Source organism: Conexibacter woesei DSM 14684 (assembly GCF_000025265.1).
GTDB classification, from domain to species: domain Bacteria; phylum Actinomycetota; class Thermoleophilia; order Solirubrobacterales; family Solirubrobacteraceae; genus Conexibacter; species Conexibacter woesei.
The window spans coordinates 43427-60858 of record NC_013739.1; the positions used below are offsets into that span (position 1 = coordinate 43427).

Below are 17432 nucleotides of genomic sequence, written 5' to 3' on the forward strand. Positions count from 1 at the left end.
TGTTACAAGGATGGCGCGCGGGCTCAGCGGTAGCCGGTGGCGTCGGCCGGTCTGCCGGGATCCTGGACCTCGACGACGTAGCGCCAGGCGTCGGGGCGGGAGCCGTCGAGGTCGGTGAAGCCGTAGACCTGCGCGAGCTGGCCGCTGGAGAGCGAGGCGCCGTTCCATCTCGCGCGCTCGGGGTCGGCGGCGAGTGCGGCGACGGCGCGGCCGACGAACGCCGGCGACTCCGAGATGCAGAAGTGCGGCACGCGCTCCAGCGCGTCGCGCCACGTCTCCTCCGTCACGCCCATGAACGTGTCGAGCATCGCCTCCGAGCGCAGCCAGCCGGGCGTCAGCGCGACCGCGGTCGCGCCGCGAGGGCCCAGCTCGTGCGCCTGGGCGAAGGCCATCCGCAGCGTCGCGGTCTTGGCGAGGTCGTAGAAGTACGAGACGCGGTAGTTGGCGGCGTTGTACTCGGCGGTGCCGTCGGTCATCTCGACGACGAGCCCGCCGGGCTCGCGCAGCAGCAGCGGCAGCGCCGCGTGGCTCGTGATCGCGTGCGTCTCGATCGCCAGCCGCAGCATCTTCAGGCCGTCGTCGAGCGACTGCTCCCACAGCGGCGTCTCCCATCTGAACAGCAGGTCGCCGCCCCAGATGTCGTTCACGAGCACGTCGAGCCGGCCCTGTTCGCGCTCGATCCGCGCCACCACCGCGCGCACCTGCTCGGGTTCGAGGTGGTCGGCCCGCACCGCGACGCCGGTGCCGCCCGCCGCGTCGATCAGCTCCGCGGTCTCCTCGATCGTCTCCGGCCGGTCGCCCTCGCGGCGGCTCGCGCGCGTCGAGCGGCCGGTCGCGTACACCGTCGCACCGGCGGCGCCGAGCTGCACGGCGATGCCGCGACCGGCACCGCGGGTCGCGCCGGCGACGAGCGCGACGCGACCCTCCAGCGGTCTCTTCGTCGTTGTCTCCATACGGCGACCGTACGCCCGGTTCCCGCCACCTTCTGTCAGGTATAGGGTCGGGGCGATGCGCGCCAGCCGACTCGTCACGCTCGTGCTGCTGCTGCAGGCACGCGGCCCGTGGACTGCTGATGAGCTGGCCGAGCGGCTCGAGGTCTCCGTCCGCACCGTCCATCGTGACGTCGAGGCGCTGCGTGCGAGCGGCGTGCCGATCCGCGGCGAGCGCGGCCCGGCCGGCGGTTACCGGCTCCCCGGCGGCTACCGAACCCGCCTCACCGGGCTCACCCCCGATGAGGCGGAGGCGCTGTTCCTGGCCGCGCCGGCCGACGCGCTCGGGCTCGGCGGCTTCCTCGCTGACGCGCAGCTGAAGCTGCTCGCCGCGCTTCCGCCGCAGCTGCGCGACCGCGCCGACCGCGCCGCGCAGCTGTTCCACGTCGACCACCGCAGCTGGTTCGGTCCCGACGAGCAGCCGCCCGCGCTCGGGGCGATCGCCGGTGCGCTGTGGCACGGTCGCCGGCTGCGGCTCGTCCATCGCGGCCGCGAGCGCGTCGTCGACCCGCTCGGGCTCGTGCTGAAGGGGCCGAGCTGGTACCTGATCGGGGCGACCGAGCGCGGCGAGCGGACGTTCCGCGTCGGTCGCGTCGAACGCGCGGTCGAGCTGGAGCAGGAGGCGCGCCGGCCGCCGCAGTTCGACCTCGTCGCGCACTGGGACGCCTGGTCGCGCGCGTTCGAGGACGGGCTGCCGTACATAGCGGCGCGGGTGCGGGTCGCGCCGCACAAGCTCGGCGAGCTGCGCCGGGTCGTCGACTCGCGCCGCCGCGATCTGTTGCCGCGGCACGCGGACGGCGACGAGTGGCTGGAGCTGGAGGTGTGGTTCGAGCGGATCGAGCACGCCGAAGGCGGGCTGCTCGGGCTCGGCGCGCACGTCGAGGTGCTCGCGCCGCCCGAGCTGCGCACGCGGATCGAGGCGCACGTCGCCACGCTCGCGCGGCGCTACGGCGTCGAACATCCGTCCAGCAGTTGAATGTTGCGCGGCCCGCGCCGACTAACGAGGGCGTGACTGCGTTCCACTTTCGCCTCGAGCGCGTGCGCGCGCTGCGCGAGCGCGGTGAGGATCTCGCCAAGGAAGAGCTGGCCGGCGCCCTCTCGCGCCGCATGAGCTGCGAGGAGCGGCTGCGCGCGGCCGGCGAGCAGCTCGCCGGCGCCCGCGACCGCCAGCGCGACCTCGCGGCCGCGCCGTCGTCGTCGCTCGACCTGATCGCGCGGCAGCGCTACCTCGAACGCGTCGAGCAGACCCGCCGCGACGGCGAGCTGGACCTCGACCGCCACGAGGCCGAGGTCGACGCGCGCCGCGTCGCGCTCGTCGCCGCCGCGCGCGACCGCCAGGCGCTCGAACGGCTCAAGGAGAGACGCCGCGCCGACCACGCTCGCGAGCAGGCGCGCGTCGAGGGCGCCGAGATGGACGAGATCGCGCTGACCCTCCACCGCCGGAGAGCGGCGTGAGCGTCGCCGCCGTCGAAGGCGCGGCCGCCCCTGGCACCGGCGCGCAGGCCGCGATCGCCCGCATCGCCGAGCTGCAGACGCTCGTCGCGCGCGCCCACGGCGTGCCGCCGGTCGCCGCGGCCTCCGCGCCTGCCACCAGCTTTTCCTCCGCGCTCGCGGGCGCGGGCGTCGGCCAAGCGATTGCAAACTCTGCTGCAGCCGGCGCTCCCGTCACGCAACCGCTGCCCGGCGCCACCGGCGCCGGCAGCGGGCTCGGAGGAACGCCGAGCCCGTTCGACGGCCTGATCCTCGCCGCGGCGCAGAAGCACGGCCTCGACCCCGCGCTGCTGAAGGGCCTGATCCGCGCCGAGTCGAACTTCGACCCGACCGCGTCCAGCCCCGCGGGCGCCGCCGGCCTCGTCCAGCTGATGCCCGGCACGGCCGCCTCGCTCGGCGTGACCGACCGCCTCGACCCGGCCCAGTCGATCGACGGCGGCGCGAGATACCTGCGCCAGCAGCTCGACGCCTTCGGCGGCGACGTGACGAAGGCGCTCGCCGCCTACAACGCCGGCCCCGGCGCAGTCCAGCGCTACAACGGCGTTCCGCCGTACGCGGAGACGCAGGCGTACGTGCAGAAGGTCCAGGCGTACGCCGACGAGTACCGCGTCGCGCCGGTCGCCGCCGCGCTGCCAGCCCCCACGACCCTTCCCACGACAGCAATCCCAACCACAGGATCGGGATCGATCACATGAGCATCCTCATCCCGCCGGCGCCACCGCCGCCGGCCGCAGCGGGGCCGCCGAAACCCGGCGGCCGATCCGCACCGCCGGACGGAGATCCGTTCGCATCGGTGCTCGACCAACAGGCCCGGACCGCCACTGCGGAAGGCCTCGCGAAGCAGCAGGAAGCGAACGACGCGAAGACCGTGAGCGGGCGGGATGCACGTCCCGCCGACGGTTCGCCGCAGCAGGTGGGCACGGATGATGTGCAGCCAGGCGCGGAGGGGACGGATCCCGCCGCGCTGGCCGCTGCGCTGAACGGCGTGCTCGGCGTCGCGACGACGCCGGCGACCGCGAACGCGGCCGTCGCATCCGCCGCCGCGCCGCCGCTCCCCGCCGCTGCTGCCGCCGCCGCGACGACGACCGCGCCGGTCGCGGCCCAGGTCGTGCCGGCCGCCACGGTCGACGCGCCTGTCGCCGCACCCGCGACCGCGGCCCCGGCGACGCCCGCACCGGCACCCGCCGTGCCGCAGCCGCCGTCACAGCCCGTCGTCACGACCGCGCCGGCGACCGCCGCCGCGACCGCGCCGGCCGACGTCGCGCCGCTCGCCACCGCCGTGCCGGCCGCCGCCGCGGTCGACGCGCCGGAGAGCGCGCCCGTCCAGCAGCCGGCCGCGGCCGCGCCGTCGGCCGCCGCCGCGACCGCGCCGGCCGAGCAGGCCGGCAGCGGAACGACCGGCGGGCAGACCGGCAACGGTGCGACCGGCGACCAGCGCGGCGCCGGCCAGCCGGCGCCGACGCCCGGACCCGCCGCCGTCCCGGGCGGCGACCCCGCCGCCGCGCCGCAGCAGCCGGCCGAGCCGGCTGCGGCGTCGACGGCCGCGCCGAACGGCGGCGCCGCATCCGCGCCGCAGCCCGCTGCCGCCGCGAGCCCGTCCTCCGCGCCGATCGCGCCCGCGGCGGGCCAGCAGCTCGCCGCCGCGCACGAGGCGAGCGCGACCGGCGCCGCCACGACGCGCGGCGCGGTCACGCTCGAGCATGCCGTCGAGACCGTGCGGCTGGCGATGCGCGCCGGCGCCGAGCGCGGCGTCACGCACGCTCGCATCAGCCTCAGCCCGCAGGAGCTCGGCGGGATCGAGATCCACCTCCGTCACACCGCCGACGGGATCGTCGCGAAGGTGATCGCCGACTCCGCCGGCGCCGCGCAGCTGCTGCAGCAGTCCGGCGGCGACCTGCGCCGTCAGCTCGAGCAGCAGGGGCTCAACCTGCTGCGGCTCGACATCGGCGCCTCCGGCGAGCAGGCCGCTCACGCCGGCGGCCAGCGCGGTCTCGGCGATCCGGGCAGCGGCGGCAGCTCCGCCGGCGGCCCGCGGACCGCCGGGCCCGACGACGCGGTCCTGACCGTCGAGCGCGACGCCGTCCCGCGCGGCACGACGCTCGCCCTTCCCAACGGCGCCCTCGTCGACGTCCTCGCCTGAGCAGGAGAGCCAGCGATGCCCGTAGATCCCACCAACCCCGTCAACAACGCGCCGGCGACGTACGACAACAGCACGAGAAGAGAGTCGTTCCTCGGCAAGGACGACTTCCTCAAGCTGCTGATCGGCCAGATGCAGAACCAGGATCCGCTCAACCCCACCGACGGGGCGGAGTACATGGGCCAGATGACCCAGTTCTCGATCCTCGAGCAGATCACCAACCTCGGCCAGACGACCCAGGCCGCGGCCTCCAACGACTACGACGCGCAAGCGATCAGACTGATCGGCCAGACCGTGTCGTACCTCGCGAGAGTCAACGAGGACGGCAGATCGGTGCTGAGAAGCTTCACCGGCAGAGTCGAGAGCGTCACCTTCACCAGCAGCGGACCGCAGCTGACGATCGACGGCAGAACGGGCATCCTCCCCGTCTCGCTGACGAAGGTCGGCACCGACACCGCCGCGAGAGGGGACGAGTGAGCCTGAACGTCCCCAACGCCGCGCTCGTCCCGCCCGGCGTCGCACCGGTCGCGCAGCCTGCGCCCGGCCAAGCGACGCGCCGGGACGCGCCGATCCAGGGCCCGTCGTTCTCCGACGTGCTGCGCAGCAGAACGCAGGGCGTGGAGTTCTCGCGCCACGCGCTGCAGCGGCTGGAGCGGCGCGGCATCGAGCTGGGCGAGCAGACGCTCGCGCGGCTCACCGACGGCGTCGACCGTGCGGCGGGCAAGGGCTCGCGCGAGTCGGTCGTCTTCGTCGACGGGACGGCGTTCGTCGTCTCGGTCAGAAACCGCACCGTCATCACGGCGGTCGACCCCGAGCACATGCGCGAGCACGTGTTCACGAACATCGACAGCGCCGTCATCGCATGACGGTCAGAACCCACGGCGGCCGGACCTCTCTGAGGAAGCCGCGAAAGGAATTGATGCCCTCATGATGCGTGGCATGTTCTCCGCGATCAGCGGACTGAAGGTCAACCAGACGATGCTCGACGTGACCGCGAACGACCTCGCGAACGTCAACACCGTCGCGTACAAGTCCTCGCGCACGACGTTCCAGGACTCGCTCGCCCAGCTCCAGCGCGGCGCGGCCGGACCGGGCAACGGCACCGGCGGCTCCAACGCGCTCCAGATCGGCCTCGGCGTCAAGCTCGGCTCGGTCGACAACATCATGACCGAGGGCGCTCCGCAGACGACCGGCTCGCCGCTCGACGTCTACATCGAGGGCTCCGGCTGGTTCCGCGTCGCCAACGGCACGCCGCCGGCGGTCCCGACGGCGTTCCAGTGGACCCGCGCCGGCAACTTCACGACCAACTCGCAGGGCCACCTGATCACGAGCACCGGTCAGTACGTCGTCGGCCGCGGCGCGACCGCGACGCCGGACGGCAGAGGCGGCTTCACCTACGCGCCGAACGCGACCGACTCCTACATCCAGATCCCGCCCGGCTCGACCGATGTCTCGATCTCGCCCGACGGAGGCGTCTCCTACGTCGATCGCAACAGAGCGTCGCCGACGTTCGAGAGACGCGTCACCGCCGGCTACATCGCGCTCGGCAAGTTCGCCAACGAGGCGGGCCTGCAGCGCAACGGCGGCTCGACGTGGAGCGAGTCGGCGGCGTCCGGCGCGGCGACCGTCGACACGCCCGGCGTCGGCGGCAACGGCAGAACGCTCGCCGGCATGCTCGAGATGAGCAACGTCGACCTCGCCACCCAGTTCACGACCATGATCACTGCGCAGCGCGGCTTCCAGGCCAACTCCCGCGTCATCTCGACTTCGGACGAGATGCTGCAGGACCTGGTGAACCTCAAGCGCTGATCGCCGCAGCCGGCAGGTGCTCGTGCGGCGGACGAGGGACCGTCGCACGAGCCCCGCCATGCCGGCGCCTGCCGCACGTCGCGGCGCCCATCCATGGAGGAGACCGCCAGTGATCACCCTGCATCGTCTCGGACACAACGCCGAGCCGTTCCTGCTCAACCCCGACCTGATCATGACGGTCGAGGCGACGCCCGACACCGTCGTGACGCTCACCACGGGGACGAGATTCGTCGTCGTCGAGTCGGCCGTGCGCGTCGCAGAAGAGGTCCGCACGTGGCGGACCGACATCCTCAGAGACGCCCTCAGCCGCCGACGCGACGAGCCGCTGCCGGCGCGCTCGCCACTGGCGCAGACGGTCTCCAGCCGGCTCGATCGGCCGCTGCAGGCGGTCGAGAGCCCAGTCGGCGACCAGACCATTGAAAAAAGCGAACGCCCGGCCGATTACCCCGAACGATGAAGGCATCAACCGCAATCGGACTCGTCGGCGGCCTCCTCGCCATCCTCCTGACGGGGATGCTCGAGGGCACCTCGCCGGCGACGTTCATCAACATCCCCGCGATCATCATCGTGCTCGTCGGCACCTTCATGGCGACGATGGCCAGCGTCGGCATCGACCAGATGAAGCGGATCCCGACGCTGTACAAGATCACGTTCAGCCCGCAGGAGCAGGATCTGCGCGCGCGCGTCGACCTGCTCGTCGGCATCGCCGAGCAGGCGCGCCGCGAGGGCCTGCTCGCGCTCGACGCGCAGCTCGGCGACATCGACGACGAGTTCACCCGCAAGGGCCTGCAGCTGGTCGTCGACGGCACCGACCCCGATCTCGTGCGCGAGATCCTCGAAGCCGAGATCGACGGCATGGTCGCGCGCCACGCGATCGGCGCCAACACGTTCGAGAAGGCCGGCGGCTACGCCCCGACGCTCGGCATCCTCGGCGCCGTCATGGGCCTCATCTCGGTGCTCGGCAACCTCTCCGACCCCGACTCGCTCGGCCCCGCGATCTCGGTCGCCTTCATCGCCACGCTGTACGGCGTCGGCGGCGCCAACATCGTCTTCCTGCCGATCTGCTCGCGCCTGAAGGCGCTCTCCGAGGAAGAGGTCGAGCTGCGCACGCTGACGCTCGACGGCATCCTCGCGGTGCAGGCCGGCGACAACCCGCGCGTCGTCGCCGACAAGCTCTCCTCGTACGTCCCGCCGTCCGAGCGCGCGACGGCCGACGACGACAACGTCGCGCCGCTCCGAGAGGCTGCCTGATGTCCGCCCGCAACCGCCGCGGCGGTCGCCGCCGCCGCGGCGGGGGCGGGCACCACGGGCCCGACGAGCGCTGGCTGATCACCTACGCCGACATGCTCACGCTGCTGTTGGCGCTGTTCATCGTCCTCTACTCGATCTCGTCGTTGAACACGTCGAAGTTCGAGGAGATGAAGACGTCGCTGCGCGACGCCTTCTCGGGCAAGATCATCAGCGGCGGCGAGGGGATCATCGAGACCGGCGTCTCGGCGACGAGAGACACGCCGACGTCGATCGTCCCCAACATCACGCCGCCGAGAGTGCAGATCGCGAACCCGAGAGACAGCACCGCGGCCGCGGCGCTCGCCGCCCGCATCGAGGACAACGAGTTCAGAAGAATCAAGGCGCAGATCGACGCCTACGCGCGCACCCACGGCCTCAGAGACCAGGTCGAGGCCGTCGTCGCGCGGCGCGGGCTGGTCGTCCGGCTGCTGACCGACCAGGTCCTGTTCGACTCCGGCTTCGCCGACCTCAAGAGCGAGGGCATGCCGCTGCTCACGCACGTCGGCAACCTGCTCGTGATCGACAGAATCCACCCGATCCTCGTCGAGGGCCACACCGACGACGTCCCGATCAGCACGTCGCGCTTCGAGTCCAACTGGGAGCTGTCGACGGCGCGTGCGACGGAGGTCGTCCGCTACCTCATAGATCGCGGCGTCCCGACGAGACGCTTCGGCGCCTCCGGCTACGCCGACCTCCACCCTCTCGGCTCCAACGGCACCGACCGCGGACGCGCGCGCAATCGCCGCGTCGAGGTCGTGCTCCAGCGGCTGCACCTGACCAGCTCGCAAACCACCGATGCAGCGCCAGATCCTCAGGAAGGCCTGAACCCATGAGAAAGAACGTCGTCGTCCTCGTGCTGGTGGCCTTGATCGCCGGCGCGGGCGCCGCCTACACCTTCGCGAAGCCGAAGAAGGAAGTCAGACACAAGATCGACGGCGCCGTCTACGTGCTGCCGAAGGAGTTCCTCGTCAACCTCAGCGACGGCCGCTACGCGAAGATGAACGTCGCGCTCGTGCTCGACCACGGCCAGCCGACGGCGGTGGAGGCAGGCGGGCACGGCGCGCCGCCGAAGCCGCCGGAGGGCTTCGGCACGCTCGAGCAGGAGGCCGTCATCCGCGACATCGTCACCGACGTCGTCACGAACATCGACGGCGACCAGCTGATCAGAACCGAGGGCCGCGAGAGAGTCAAGGCGGAGATCCTCACGAAGATCAGAAGAACGACCGACGTGAGAACCGAGGACGTCCTGATCACCGACGTCGCGGTCCAGTAGGAGGAGCGCGATGAGCCACGAGATGGAGCTGCCCGCGTTCGACCGCCCGACGGCGGCGAACGGCAGCCACACGGGTCAGAACGACCTCGGCCGCCTCAGCGACGTGCCGGTCGAGCTGGCGGTCGAGATCGGCCGCACGCGGATGACCGTCGGCGAGACGCTGGAGCTGCGGCCCGGCTCGATCGTCGTGCTCAACCGGATGGCCGGCGAGCCGGTCGACCTGCTCGTCAACGGCACCCCGATCGCCCACGGCGAGGTCGTCGTGATCGACGAGGAGTTCGGCCTGCGCATCACCGACGTGCTCGGCGCGCCGGCCGGTGAGCAGAACGGCCGCGCCTCCGGCGAGGCGTCCGCGGCGGACGCCTCCGGCCAGTCGCCCGCCGAGGCGCCAGGAACCGTCTGAACGACGTCCGTCGCTCCTCAAGAGCGACTGCTGGGTGCCGATCACCGGAGGGCACCCCGAACCCGCCGGAGAGCCCCATGTCCGAAGGCCAGACCACACGTCAGCTCGTCGTCTTCTCGCTCGGCGAGGAGGAGTACGCCCTGCCGATCACGCAGGTCCACGAGATCATCCGGTACACCGAGCCGCGCTCGGTCGCCTCGGACGTCGACTGGGTCCGTGGCGTGATCAGCCTGCGCGGCAAGATCGTGCCCGTCTACGACCTCGCCTCGCGGCTCGGCTTCGCGTCCGAGCGCAAGGACAGCGCCAAGATCGTGATCGTCGAGACGGCGACCGACATGGCCGGCGTCGTCGTCGACGACGTCGAGGAGGTCCTGACCGTCGAGTCCTCGCAGATCGAGGACGTCCCGGCGGCCGACAACGAGTCGATCGAGGCGATCGCGAAGATCGACGACCGCCTCGTGATCCTGCTGAACCCCGCCGGCATCTTCGCCTCCGCCGCGTCCGTCGCGGCCGCCGCCGAGACGAGCGCGAGCGGCAACGGCGTCGCCGACCTGGTCCACGCGTAGCCCGCCGGGCCGCGCCGGATCACACCAGCACCTCTTCGATGTCGAGCGCCACTGCCACTCGCGTCGTCGTCGCGGACGACTCCGGCCTGATGCGCCGGGTCGTCACCGCGACGCTCGAGCACTCCGGCTTCACCGTCGTCGGCGCCGCCAAGGACGGTGACGAGGCGCTCGCGCTGTGCGAGCGGGAGCGTCCCGACGCGATGACGCTTGACCTCGCGATGCCCGGCCTCGACGGCATCGGCGTGCTGAGAGCGCTGCGCCGCCAGGGCGAGCGCGCGACGCCGGTCGTCGTCGTCTCCGCCTTCTCGCCGGCGCACGGCGCGCGGGCCGTCGACGCGCTCGCCGAGGGCGCGTTCGACCTCGTCGCCAAGCCGGCCGTCGGCGACGGCATCGAGCGCTTCACCAACGAGCTGAGCGACAAGGTGCGGCTCGCGGCTGCCTCGCGTCGTGGGCGCACGCGGCCGCACGGCGGCCGCGCCGGCACCGGCGCCGCTGCCGCCGCCGGTCGCGCGGCTGCCGCGCCGGCCGCCGCTCGGCCGCGCACGGCCGCCGGCAGCGGCGCCGTCCGCCGCGCGGAGCGCCGCGTCCGCGCGCACGCCGGCACCCGCCGCGTCGTCGTGATCGCCTGCTCGACCGGCGGCCCGAAGGCGCTCGCCGAGCTGGTCCCGGCGCTGCCGGCGCCGCTCGGCGCCGGCACGCTGATCGTCCAGCACATGCCGCCCGGCTTCACCAACTCGCTCGCGGCGCGGCTCGACCGTGCCTCCAACCTCAACGTCCGCGAGGCGGCCGGCGGCGAGGCGCTCGACCCGAAGGTCGCGCTGCTGGCACCGGGCGGCGCGCACCTGCGGCTCGCCGAGCCCTCGCGCGTCGTCTCGCTCAGCGACGCGCCCGAGATCGGCGGCCTGCGCCCGCGCGCGGACCTGACGATCGCCGACGCCGCGAAGGCATTCGGCGAGCGGATGGTGCTCGTCGTCTTGACGGGTATGGGCAAGGACGGCCTGGAGGGTGCGCGGGAGGTCCGCAGACGCGGCGGTCGCGTGCTCGTCGAGGCGGAGTCGACCTGCACCGTCTACGGGATGCCGCGCGCCGTCGCGGAGGCCGATCTCGCCGACGAGATCCTGCCGCTGCACGAGCTGCCCGCCGCGATCGCCGCGGAGGCCGGAGCATGAGCGCCACCGTGCCCGGGAGAACGAGCCCCCAGGGCGAGATCTCCCGACCGAACCCGAGGCCGCAGGCCGAGCGGTTCGGCGATGACTACACGGCCTTCTGCGAGGGCGTCCGCGCGCTCACGAGCATCGACCTGCTGCAGTACAAGCGCGGGCAGATGGAGCGGCGCATCCGCTCGTTCGCGCAGCGCCGCGGCGCCGCCGACCTGCCCGCCTACCTCGCGCAGCTGCGCGGCGACAGAGCCGAGCTGGGCGAGTTCCTCGACCGCGTGACGATCAACGTCTCGCAGCTGTGGCGCAACCCCGAGCAGTGGAGAGTGCTGGAGACCGAGGTGCTGCCGGAGCTGCTGGCGGAGTCGTCGCCCGGCCGCATCAAGGCGTGGAGCGCCGGCTGCTCGTACGGCGCCGAGTCGTACACGCTCGCCGCGCTGATCCGGCAGCTCGATCCGAGAGCACGCGCCGAGATCGTCGGCACCGACATCGACCGCCGGATGGTCGAGAGAGCGAAGCTCGGCCGCTTCAGCGCCGACGACGCGCGCAGCGCCGCACTGCCGCTGCTGAGACGCTGGTTCACGCGCGAGGACGACGTCTGGCAGGCGAGCAGCGAGCTGCGCTCGCTCGTCCGCTTCGAGGTCGGCGACCTGCTGCGGATGCCGACCAAGCGCGCCGCGTACGACCTCGTGCTGTGCCGCAACACCGTCATCTACTTCACCGAGGACGTGCGCGATGCGCTGCACGAACGCCTCGTCGCGTCGTTGCGGCCGGGCGGGTACCTCGTGATCGGCTCGACCGAACGGGTCAGCCACCCGCGCGAGCTGGGACTCGTCGCCACCCATCCATTCACGTATCGCAAGAGCTAGTGGGTCGCTGATGGACACCTCCGAGTATCTCCCGATGTTCCTCGCGGAGTCCCGCGAGCACCTGCAGGAGCTGAACCTCGCCGTCGTGCGGATCGAGGAGACGCCTGACGACCGCGACACGGTCGACGAGATCTTCCGCATCGCGCATTCGCTGAAGGGCATGAGCGCGACGATGGGCTTCGCCGCGATCGCCGCCCTCACGCACCAGATGGAGGACGTCTTCGAGCTGCTGCGCCAGCGCGCCGACGGACTGCCGCGCGAGGCCGTCGACGTCCTCTTCAAATGCCTCGACGCGCTCGAGGCGGCGGTCGAGGAGATCGCCACCGACGGCGCCGAGCAGCTCGACCCGGCCGCGCTGATCGAGCAGCTCAAGGGCCTGATCCGCGAGCGCACGCCCGAGCAGGAGCTGGACAAGATCGGCGGCGTCGACCTGCCCGACCTGCCGACCGTGCGCGAGCTGGCCGACGGCAGCCGCGTCGTGCACGTCGCCGCCGACCTCTCCGACGAGGCGCTGATGCCGGCCGTGCGCGCGTTCATGTTCTTCCAGGCGCTCGCCGAACTGGGCGAGCTGGTCGGCTCGATCCCCGCGCAGGACGGCGTCGAGCAGTTCCAGGGCACGCGCCTGGAGGCGTGGCTGGCGAGCGACCGGGAGGACCACGTGATCGAGGCGGCGGCCGCCGGCGTCAGCGACGTCGAGCACGTCGCCGTGCAGGAGGCGCAGGACGACCTGATGCCGCCGTCGATCGAGACGCTCTCCGCCGCCCACGCCGACGCCGAGCCGGCGCTCGTCGGCGGCCCGGCCGTCGACCACGCCGCGCCCGCCAGACGCGTCGCGACCAACCACGCGGCCGGCGGCGCGCACGCCGGCGCGACCGTGCGCGTCGACGCCGAGCGGCTCGACCAGCTGATGCACTTCATGGGCGAGCTCGTGATCCACCGGACCGTCGTCGAGACGCTCGCCGGCGACGCCGACGTGCCCGGCCTGCAGCAGGCGATCCAGGACATGGCGCGCAGCTCGCAAGCGCTCCAGGCGATGGTGATGCAGGTCCGGATGATCCCGGTCGAGGCGGTCTTCCTGCGCTTCCCGCGGCTCGTGCGCGACCTTTCCTCCAAGCTCTCCAAGGAGGTCGAGCTGCAGCTCGTCGGCCAGGAGACGGAGCTGGATCGGACCGTCGTCGACGCGCTCGGCGACCCGCTCGTGCACCTCGTCCGCAACGCGCTCGACCATGGGCTCGAACCGCCCGACGAGCGCGAGGCCGCGGGCAAGCCGCGCACCGGCGTGCTGGAGATCTCCGCCCGCCACGCCGGCGGCAACGTCGTCATCAGCGTGCGCGACGACGGCCGCGGGGTCGATCCCGCGAAGGTCGCGCAGAAGGCGTTCGAGCGCGGCCTGATCAGCGAGGAGGCGATTCCGGCGGTCGACTCCCAGCGCGCCGCCGAGCTGCTCTTCACGGCCGGCTTCTCGACCGCCGAGTCGACCAGCGACATCTCGGGCCGCGGCGTCGGGATGGACGCCGTGCAGGCGAAGATCCGCGAGCTGGGCGGCGAGGTGATCGTCGACTCCGAGTTCGGCGTCGGGATGACCGCGTCGATCCGGTTGCCGCTGACGCTGGCGATCATGTCGGCGCTGCTGGTCGAGGCCGAGGGGATGCCGTTCGCGGTCCCGCTCGACCGCGTCGAGCGCACGCTGCGGCTGGAGGACCACGCCGTCCGCTCGGTCGCCGGCCAGCGCATGCTCGTGCTGCGCGACGGCGTGCTGCCGCTGATCGACGCCGGCGAGGCGCTCGCCGGCCGCGTCGTGCCCTCCGGCGAGGCGCACGACCACGCCGTGATCGTGCGTGGCCGCGATCGCCGCCTGGCGCTCGCCGTCGGCACCCTCGTCGGCCAGCGCGAGCTGGTCACGCGTCCGCTTCCGCCCGAGGTCAGCGACCGCGCCGCCGTCTCCGGCGGCGCCGTGCTGTCCAACGGCGAGATCTCGCTCATCGTCGACTGCGACGCCCTCACGGCGCGCGCGACCGAACCCGTCCCGGTGTCCTGATGCCGCCGCAGGAAGGAGCACCCTCAGTGTCGTCCGACTTCACCGAGCTGCAGCTCGACGCCATGCGAGAGCTGGCAAACATCGGGTCCGGCAACGCCGCGACCGCGCTCGCGAGCATGCTCGGCCGCGAGGTCGAGCTGTCGGTCCCGCGTGCGCTGGCGCTCCCGCTCGCCGACGCGGTCGACGCGGTCGGGCCCGCCGAGAAGACGGTCGCGAGCGTCGTGCTGCCGATCGTCGGCGACCTCGAGGCGCTCGTGCTGCTGCTGTTCCCGACGCAGGACGCCGCGGCGCTCTGCGGCCTGCTCGGCGTCGAGCCGGGCACCGAGGTCGGCGACTCGGCGATCGGCGAGATCGGCAACATCCTCGGCACCTCGTACATCAACGCGCTCGCGTCGATGGCGGGAATCGCGATCGAGCCGCGCCCGCCGCACGTCGTCACCGACATGCTCGGCGCGATCGTCGCGTCGCTGCTCGCCGGCACCGCCGGCGAGTCGGGCGTCGCGCTCGTGCTCGACTCCGAGCTGGACGTCGCCGACGCCGCCTGCTCGCTCTCGTTCCTGCTGCTGCCGACCACCGGTGGGATCGACGAGCTGCTGACCCGCCTCGGCGTCGGAGGCTCCTGATGCCAGCACACGGACGGGGACGGTGAGGATCGTGCGGATGGGCGAGCTCGCCGTCAGCGCGACGCCGGGCGACGAGCTGACCTCGATCGGTCTCGGCTCGTGCATCGGCGTGGCGCTGGTCGACCGCGCCAGAGGCGTCGCCGCGCTCGCCCACGTGATGCTCCCTGACGCGACGGCCGACCTCGACGCGCCGGCCGGCAAGTACGCCGACCGCGCGATCCCGGCGCTCGTCGCCGCGGCAGAGGAGCTGGGTGCCCGCCGCGTGCGGCTGGAGGCCGTGCTCGTCGGCGGCGCGCAGATGTTCGACGTCGGCGTCGGCAGCGCGCTCGACATCGGTGCGCGCAACGCCGTCGCCGTGCGCGCCGCGCTGCAGAGCGCGCGCATCCCCGTGCGCGCCGAGCAGGTCGGCGGCCGCCGCGGGCGCACGATGCGCGTGCACGTCGACCCGCTGCACGTGACCGTGAAGGAAGCCGGCGGCAGAGAGGCGGAGCTGTGGAACGGCTCGCCCACCGCACGACGCAGCGCAGCGGAGGTGACCCACTAGATGAGCGAGATCCTCACCAACGATCAGATCGCCGCGCTCGTCGAGGCGGCCAAGCACGGCGAGCTGCCCGACGACTCGGCCGCGACGAGGCGGGGACGCCGGCTCAAGACCGTCGACTTCGCGCGCCCGACGAAGTTCACCAGCGAGCAGGAGCGGAGGATCGTCCGCACGCTCGACATGTTCTGCCAGACGGCCGCCGCGCGCCTGACGGCGGAGCTGCGCGTGCCGCTGGAGCTGGAGGTCATCAATACGACGCAGCTGACGTGGTCGGCCGCGCAGCAGCAGCTGCCGCCGGCGTCGCTCGGCACGCCGCTGGAGGTGGCGCCGCACGACACGCGGATGCTGATGACGGCCGAGCTGCCGTTCGTGCTGATGGCGATCGAGTACCTGCTCGGCGGCGCGCCCGAGAGACCGCCGCGTCAGCGCAAGCTGAGCGAGATCGACTGGGTCCTCTCCAAGCGCCTGTTCGAGACGCTCACGACGCAGCTGTCGATCGTCTGGCAGGACCTCGCGGGGCAGACGCTCGCCGCGCAGGAGGTCGACTCGCACGTCGAGGGCATGCAGGTCGCCGCGATCTCCGAGCCGACGCTGACGATCACGCTGGAGTCGCGCATCAACCGCCACTCCTCGACGCTTGCGCTGCTGATCCCGTGGGTGTCGATCGACCCCGTCGCCGACCAGATCGCCGGCCGCGACCTGCGCACGCGCGCCGACGACCCGCGTGCCGCCGCGCTCGTGCAGGCCGCGCTGTCGGGCGCCCACGTGACCATGCGAGCCGAGGTCGGCAGCGTCGAGATGGCGATCGACGACGTGCTCGGGCTCGCGCCCGGCGACCTCGTCAAGCTCTCCTCGCTCGCCGCCGACGGCGTCGTCGTCTACGCCGAGGACGTGCCGATCCACCACGCGCAACCGGGCCGCAGCGGCGCCCGCCGCGCCGTCCAGATCGTCGACCGGCGGGAGCAGTCGTGAACACCAGAGACGCATTGATGCGCCTCGGCGCCTCGACCGCCGAGGCGATCGCAAAGGTGCTCGACAGCCTCTGCCCCGACCAGGTCGAGCGCGGCGACGTCGCGGTCCTCAACCCCGACACGAACCCGTTCGCGACGCTGGAGGCGCCCGCTGTGGCGGTCAGCGTCGCCTACGTCGACGGCGTCACCGGCGCCAACGTCTTCGTCATGACGGCGAAGGGCGCGCGCCGCATAGCGGCCTCGATGATGGGCCAGCCGCCGCCGGAGGACGACGCCAGCGAGCTGTCCGTGCTGGAGCTGTCGGCCGTCGCCGAGGCGGCGAACCAGATGATGGCCGCGGCCGCCGCCGCGATCGGCGTCGTGCTCGGCCAGGACGTCGAGATCGCGCCGCCGGAGACGCGCCTCTTCAACAGCGCCTCGGAGGCGATCGACGCCTACGAGATGGCCCCGCACGGCGCCCGCGCGACGTTCCGCGTCTGCGACGAGCCGTGCCGCCTCGTGCAGCTCGTGCCGAACGCGTTCGTCGTGCGGATGACGCGCGCGCTCGACGAGATGGGCGTCGAGCACGTCAGCGGCGGCGCCTCCGACGGCGGCGAGGGCGACGTCCACGAGCAGGTCGCGCTCGACGACGCGCTGCGCGACATCCGCGTGCGCGTCTGGGCCGAGCTGGGACGCACGCGCGTTCCGCTCGGGCAGGCGCCCGACATGCCCGCCGGCTCCGTCCTCGAGCTCGACCGCAAGGCGGACGACCCCGTCGACCTGTACGTCAACGGCCTGCGCTTCGCGAGCGGGACGCTCGTCCTCACCGACGACGGTGAATGGGCGCTGCGGCTCGCCGAGGTCGCCGGCCGCGACGCATCCGATCTGCAACGAACCCCCGACAAGGAAGGAACGGTGTCCTGATGGCACGTGTGCTCGTCGTCGATGACGCTGCGTTCATGCGCAAGATGCTGACCGACGCGCTCTCCAACGGCGGCCATGAGGTCGTCGGGGAGGCCGGCAACGGCGTGGAGGCGATCCAGCGCTTCCAGGAGCTGCGCCCCGAGCTGATCACGCTCGACATCACCATGCCCGAGAAGGACGGCCTGGAGGCGCTGCGCGAGATAATGGCGATCGACCCCAGCGCGAAGGTCGTGATGTGCTCGGCGCTGGGCCAGGAGGCGAAGGTGCTGGAGTCGATCAAGCTTGGCGCGAAGGACTTCGTCGTCAAGCCGTTCCAGGCCGATCGGGTCCTGGACGCGGTCGGAAAAGCCCTCGCCTAGCGTCCGTTAGCAG

At 72.7% G+C, this 17432-nt stretch carries 22 protein-coding genes; 21 read left to right on the forward strand and 1 reads right to left on the reverse strand.

Going from position 1 to position 17432, the window contains the following annotated elements; all coding sequences use genetic code 11:
• Nucleotides 1-23 precede the first annotated feature (23 nt).
• Entirely contained in the window at nt 24-953 is a 930-nt protein-coding gene (locus CWOE_RS00215; RefSeq protein WP_012931532.1) for an SDR family oxidoreductase, read from the reverse strand.
• Between the two features lie 55 nt (nt 954-1008).
• Between CWOE_RS00215 and CWOE_RS00220 the strand changes: the two genes are divergently transcribed.
• The 21 genes from CWOE_RS00220 (at nt 1009) to CWOE_RS00325 (ending at nt 17419) form a co-directional block, all read left to right on the forward strand.
• Nucleotides 1009-1965 (forward strand): helix-turn-helix transcriptional regulator, encoded by a 957-nt coding sequence (locus CWOE_RS00220; protein WP_012931533.1) that lies wholly within the window; start codon nt 1009-1011, stop codon nt 1963-1965.
• A 32-nt stretch (nt 1966-1997) separates the two neighbouring features.
• Nucleotides 1998-2444, forward strand: coding sequence for a flagellar export protein FliJ (fliJ, locus tag CWOE_RS29920; protein WP_012931534.1), 447 nt, complete (start codon nt 1998-2000; stop codon nt 2442-2444).
• Nucleotides 2441-3175, forward strand: coding sequence for a lytic transglycosylase domain-containing protein (locus CWOE_RS00230; RefSeq protein WP_012931535.1), 735 nt, complete (start codon nt 2441-2443; stop codon nt 3173-3175). The genes fliJ and CWOE_RS00230 overlap by 4 nt, the downstream gene beginning before the upstream one ends.
• A gap of 218 nt (nt 3176-3393) precedes the next feature.
• Nucleotides 3394-4620, forward strand: a complete 1227-nt coding sequence (locus tag CWOE_RS00235; protein ID WP_148260838.1) for a flagellar hook-length control protein FliK — start codon at nt 3394-3396, stop codon at nt 4618-4620.
• A 15-nt stretch (nt 4621-4635) separates the two neighbouring features.
• Nucleotides 4636-5094 (forward strand): flagellar hook capping FlgD N-terminal domain-containing protein, encoded by a 459-nt coding sequence (locus tag CWOE_RS00240; protein ID WP_012931537.1) that lies wholly within the window; start codon nt 4636-4638, stop codon nt 5092-5094.
• Nucleotides 5091-5483 carry a TIGR02530 family flagellar biosynthesis protein gene (locus CWOE_RS00245; RefSeq protein ID WP_012931538.1) on the forward strand — a complete coding sequence of 131 codons (393 nt, stop codon included), beginning with the start codon at nt 5091-5093 and terminating at the stop codon, nt 5481-5483. Before CWOE_RS00240 ends, CWOE_RS00245 begins: the two co-directional genes overlap by 4 nt.
• A gap of 73 nt (nt 5484-5556) precedes the next feature.
• On the forward strand, nt 5557-6426 hold the full coding sequence (locus CWOE_RS00250; protein ID WP_201447098.1) for a flagellar hook-basal body complex protein: 870 nt from the start codon (nt 5557-5559) through the stop codon (nt 6424-6426).
• A 109-nt stretch (nt 6427-6535) separates the two neighbouring features.
• The gene (locus tag CWOE_RS29925; protein ID WP_012931540.1) at nt 6536-6883 is read left to right on the forward strand and encodes a flagellar FlbD family protein; all 348 of its coding nucleotides are present in this window, start codon (nt 6536-6538) and stop codon (nt 6881-6883) included.
• Complete coding sequence (locus CWOE_RS00260; RefSeq protein WP_012931541.1) at nt 6880-7677, forward strand: flagellar motor protein; 798 nt, start codon at nt 6880-6882, stop codon at nt 7675-7677. Before CWOE_RS29925 ends, CWOE_RS00260 begins: the two co-directional genes overlap by 4 nt.
• Nucleotides 7677-8549 (forward strand): flagellar motor protein MotB, encoded by an 873-nt coding sequence (locus tag CWOE_RS00265; protein WP_012931542.1) that lies wholly within the window; start codon nt 7677-7679, stop codon nt 8547-8549. The genes CWOE_RS00260 and CWOE_RS00265 overlap by 1 nt, the downstream gene beginning before the upstream one ends.
• Complete coding sequence (locus tag CWOE_RS00270) at nt 8546-8989, forward strand: flagellar basal body-associated FliL family protein (protein ID WP_012931543.1); 444 nt, start codon at nt 8546-8548, stop codon at nt 8987-8989. Before CWOE_RS00265 ends, CWOE_RS00270 begins: the two co-directional genes overlap by 4 nt.
• 10 nt (nt 8990-8999) lie before the next feature.
• Entirely contained in the window at nt 9000-9392 is a 393-nt protein-coding gene (fliN, locus tag CWOE_RS00275; RefSeq protein ID WP_012931544.1) for a flagellar motor switch protein FliN, read from the forward strand.
• 77 nt (nt 9393-9469) lie between these two features.
• A complete protein-coding gene (locus CWOE_RS00280) occupies nt 9470-9958 on the forward strand; it encodes a chemotaxis protein CheW (protein WP_012931545.1) in 489 nt (162 codons plus the stop codon).
• Nucleotides 9959-9996: 38 nt separating this feature from the next.
• Nucleotides 9997-11127, forward strand: coding sequence for a chemotaxis-specific protein-glutamate methyltransferase CheB (cheB, locus tag CWOE_RS00285; RefSeq protein WP_012931546.1), 1131 nt, complete (start codon nt 9997-9999; stop codon nt 11125-11127).
• Complete coding sequence (locus CWOE_RS00290) at nt 11124-11984, forward strand: CheR family methyltransferase (protein WP_012931547.1); 861 nt, start codon at nt 11124-11126, stop codon at nt 11982-11984. The genes cheB and CWOE_RS00290 overlap by 4 nt, the downstream gene beginning before the upstream one ends.
• A 10-nt stretch (nt 11985-11994) precedes the next feature.
• On the forward strand, nt 11995-14022 hold the full coding sequence (locus tag CWOE_RS00295) for a chemotaxis protein CheA (RefSeq protein WP_012931548.1): 2028 nt from the start codon (nt 11995-11997) through the stop codon (nt 14020-14022).
• A 26-nt stretch (nt 14023-14048) separates the two neighbouring features.
• Nucleotides 14049-14645, forward strand: coding sequence for a chemotaxis protein CheC (locus CWOE_RS00300; protein ID WP_012931549.1), 597 nt, complete (start codon nt 14049-14051; stop codon nt 14643-14645).
• 37 nt (nt 14646-14682) lie between these two features.
• The gene (locus CWOE_RS00305) at nt 14683-15189 is read left to right on the forward strand and encodes a chemotaxis protein CheD (protein WP_049793136.1); all 507 of its coding nucleotides are present in this window, start codon (nt 14683-14685) and stop codon (nt 15187-15189) included.
• Entirely contained in the window at nt 15190-16158 is a 969-nt protein-coding gene (locus tag CWOE_RS00310) for a flagellar motor switch protein FliM (RefSeq protein ID WP_012931551.1), read from the forward strand.
• Entirely contained in the window at nt 16155-17060 is a 906-nt protein-coding gene (locus tag CWOE_RS29930) for a FliM/FliN family flagellar motor switch protein (RefSeq protein ID WP_012931552.1), read from the forward strand. The genes CWOE_RS00310 and CWOE_RS29930 overlap by 4 nt, the downstream gene beginning before the upstream one ends.
• Entirely contained in the window at nt 17057-17419 is a 363-nt protein-coding gene (locus CWOE_RS00325) for a response regulator (RefSeq protein WP_148261230.1), read from the forward strand. The genes CWOE_RS29930 and CWOE_RS00325 overlap by 4 nt, the downstream gene beginning before the upstream one ends.
• Nucleotides 17420-17432: the final 13 nt, after the last annotated feature.

Coding starts and splice junctions, on each gene's coding strand:
- CWOE_RS00310 (WP_012931551.1), top strand. CDS start 15,190: ATGAGCGAGATCCTCACCAACGATCAGATCGCCGCGCTCGTCGAGGCG.
- CWOE_RS00215 (WP_012931532.1), bottom strand. CDS start 953: ATGGAGACAACGACGAAGAGACCGCTGGAGGGTCGCGTCGCGCTCGTC.
- CWOE_RS00220 (WP_012931533.1), top strand. CDS start 1,009: ATGCGCGCCAGCCGACTCGTCACGCTCGTGCTGCTGCTGCAGGCACGC.
- CWOE_RS00280 (WP_012931545.1), top strand. CDS start 9,470: ATGTCCGAAGGCCAGACCACACGTCAGCTCGTCGTCTTCTCGCTCGGC.
- cheB (WP_012931546.1), top strand. CDS start 9,997: ATGTCGAGCGCCACTGCCACTCGCGTCGTCGTCGCGGACGACTCCGGC.
- CWOE_RS00290 (WP_012931547.1), top strand. CDS start 11,124: ATGAGCGCCACCGTGCCCGGGAGAACGAGCCCCCAGGGCGAGATCTCC.
- CWOE_RS00260 (WP_012931541.1), top strand. CDS start 6,880: ATGAAGGCATCAACCGCAATCGGACTCGTCGGCGGCCTCCTCGCCATC.
- fliN (WP_012931544.1), top strand. CDS start 9,000: ATGAGCCACGAGATGGAGCTGCCCGCGTTCGACCGCCCGACGGCGGCG.
- CWOE_RS00240 (WP_012931537.1), top strand. CDS start 4,636: ATGCCCGTAGATCCCACCAACCCCGTCAACAACGCGCCGGCGACGTAC.
- CWOE_RS00295 (WP_012931548.1), top strand. CDS start 11,995: ATGGACACCTCCGAGTATCTCCCGATGTTCCTCGCGGAGTCCCGCGAG.
- CWOE_RS00270 (WP_012931543.1), top strand. CDS start 8,546: ATGAGAAAGAACGTCGTCGTCCTCGTGCTGGTGGCCTTGATCGCCGGC.
- CWOE_RS00305 (WP_049793136.1), top strand. CDS start 14,683: ATGGGCGAGCTCGCCGTCAGCGCGACGCCGGGCGACGAGCTGACCTCG.
- CWOE_RS00250 (WP_201447098.1), top strand. CDS start 5,557: ATGTTCTCCGCGATCAGCGGACTGAAGGTCAACCAGACGATGCTCGAC.
- CWOE_RS00265 (WP_012931542.1), top strand. CDS start 7,677: ATGTCCGCCCGCAACCGCCGCGGCGGTCGCCGCCGCCGCGGCGGGGGC.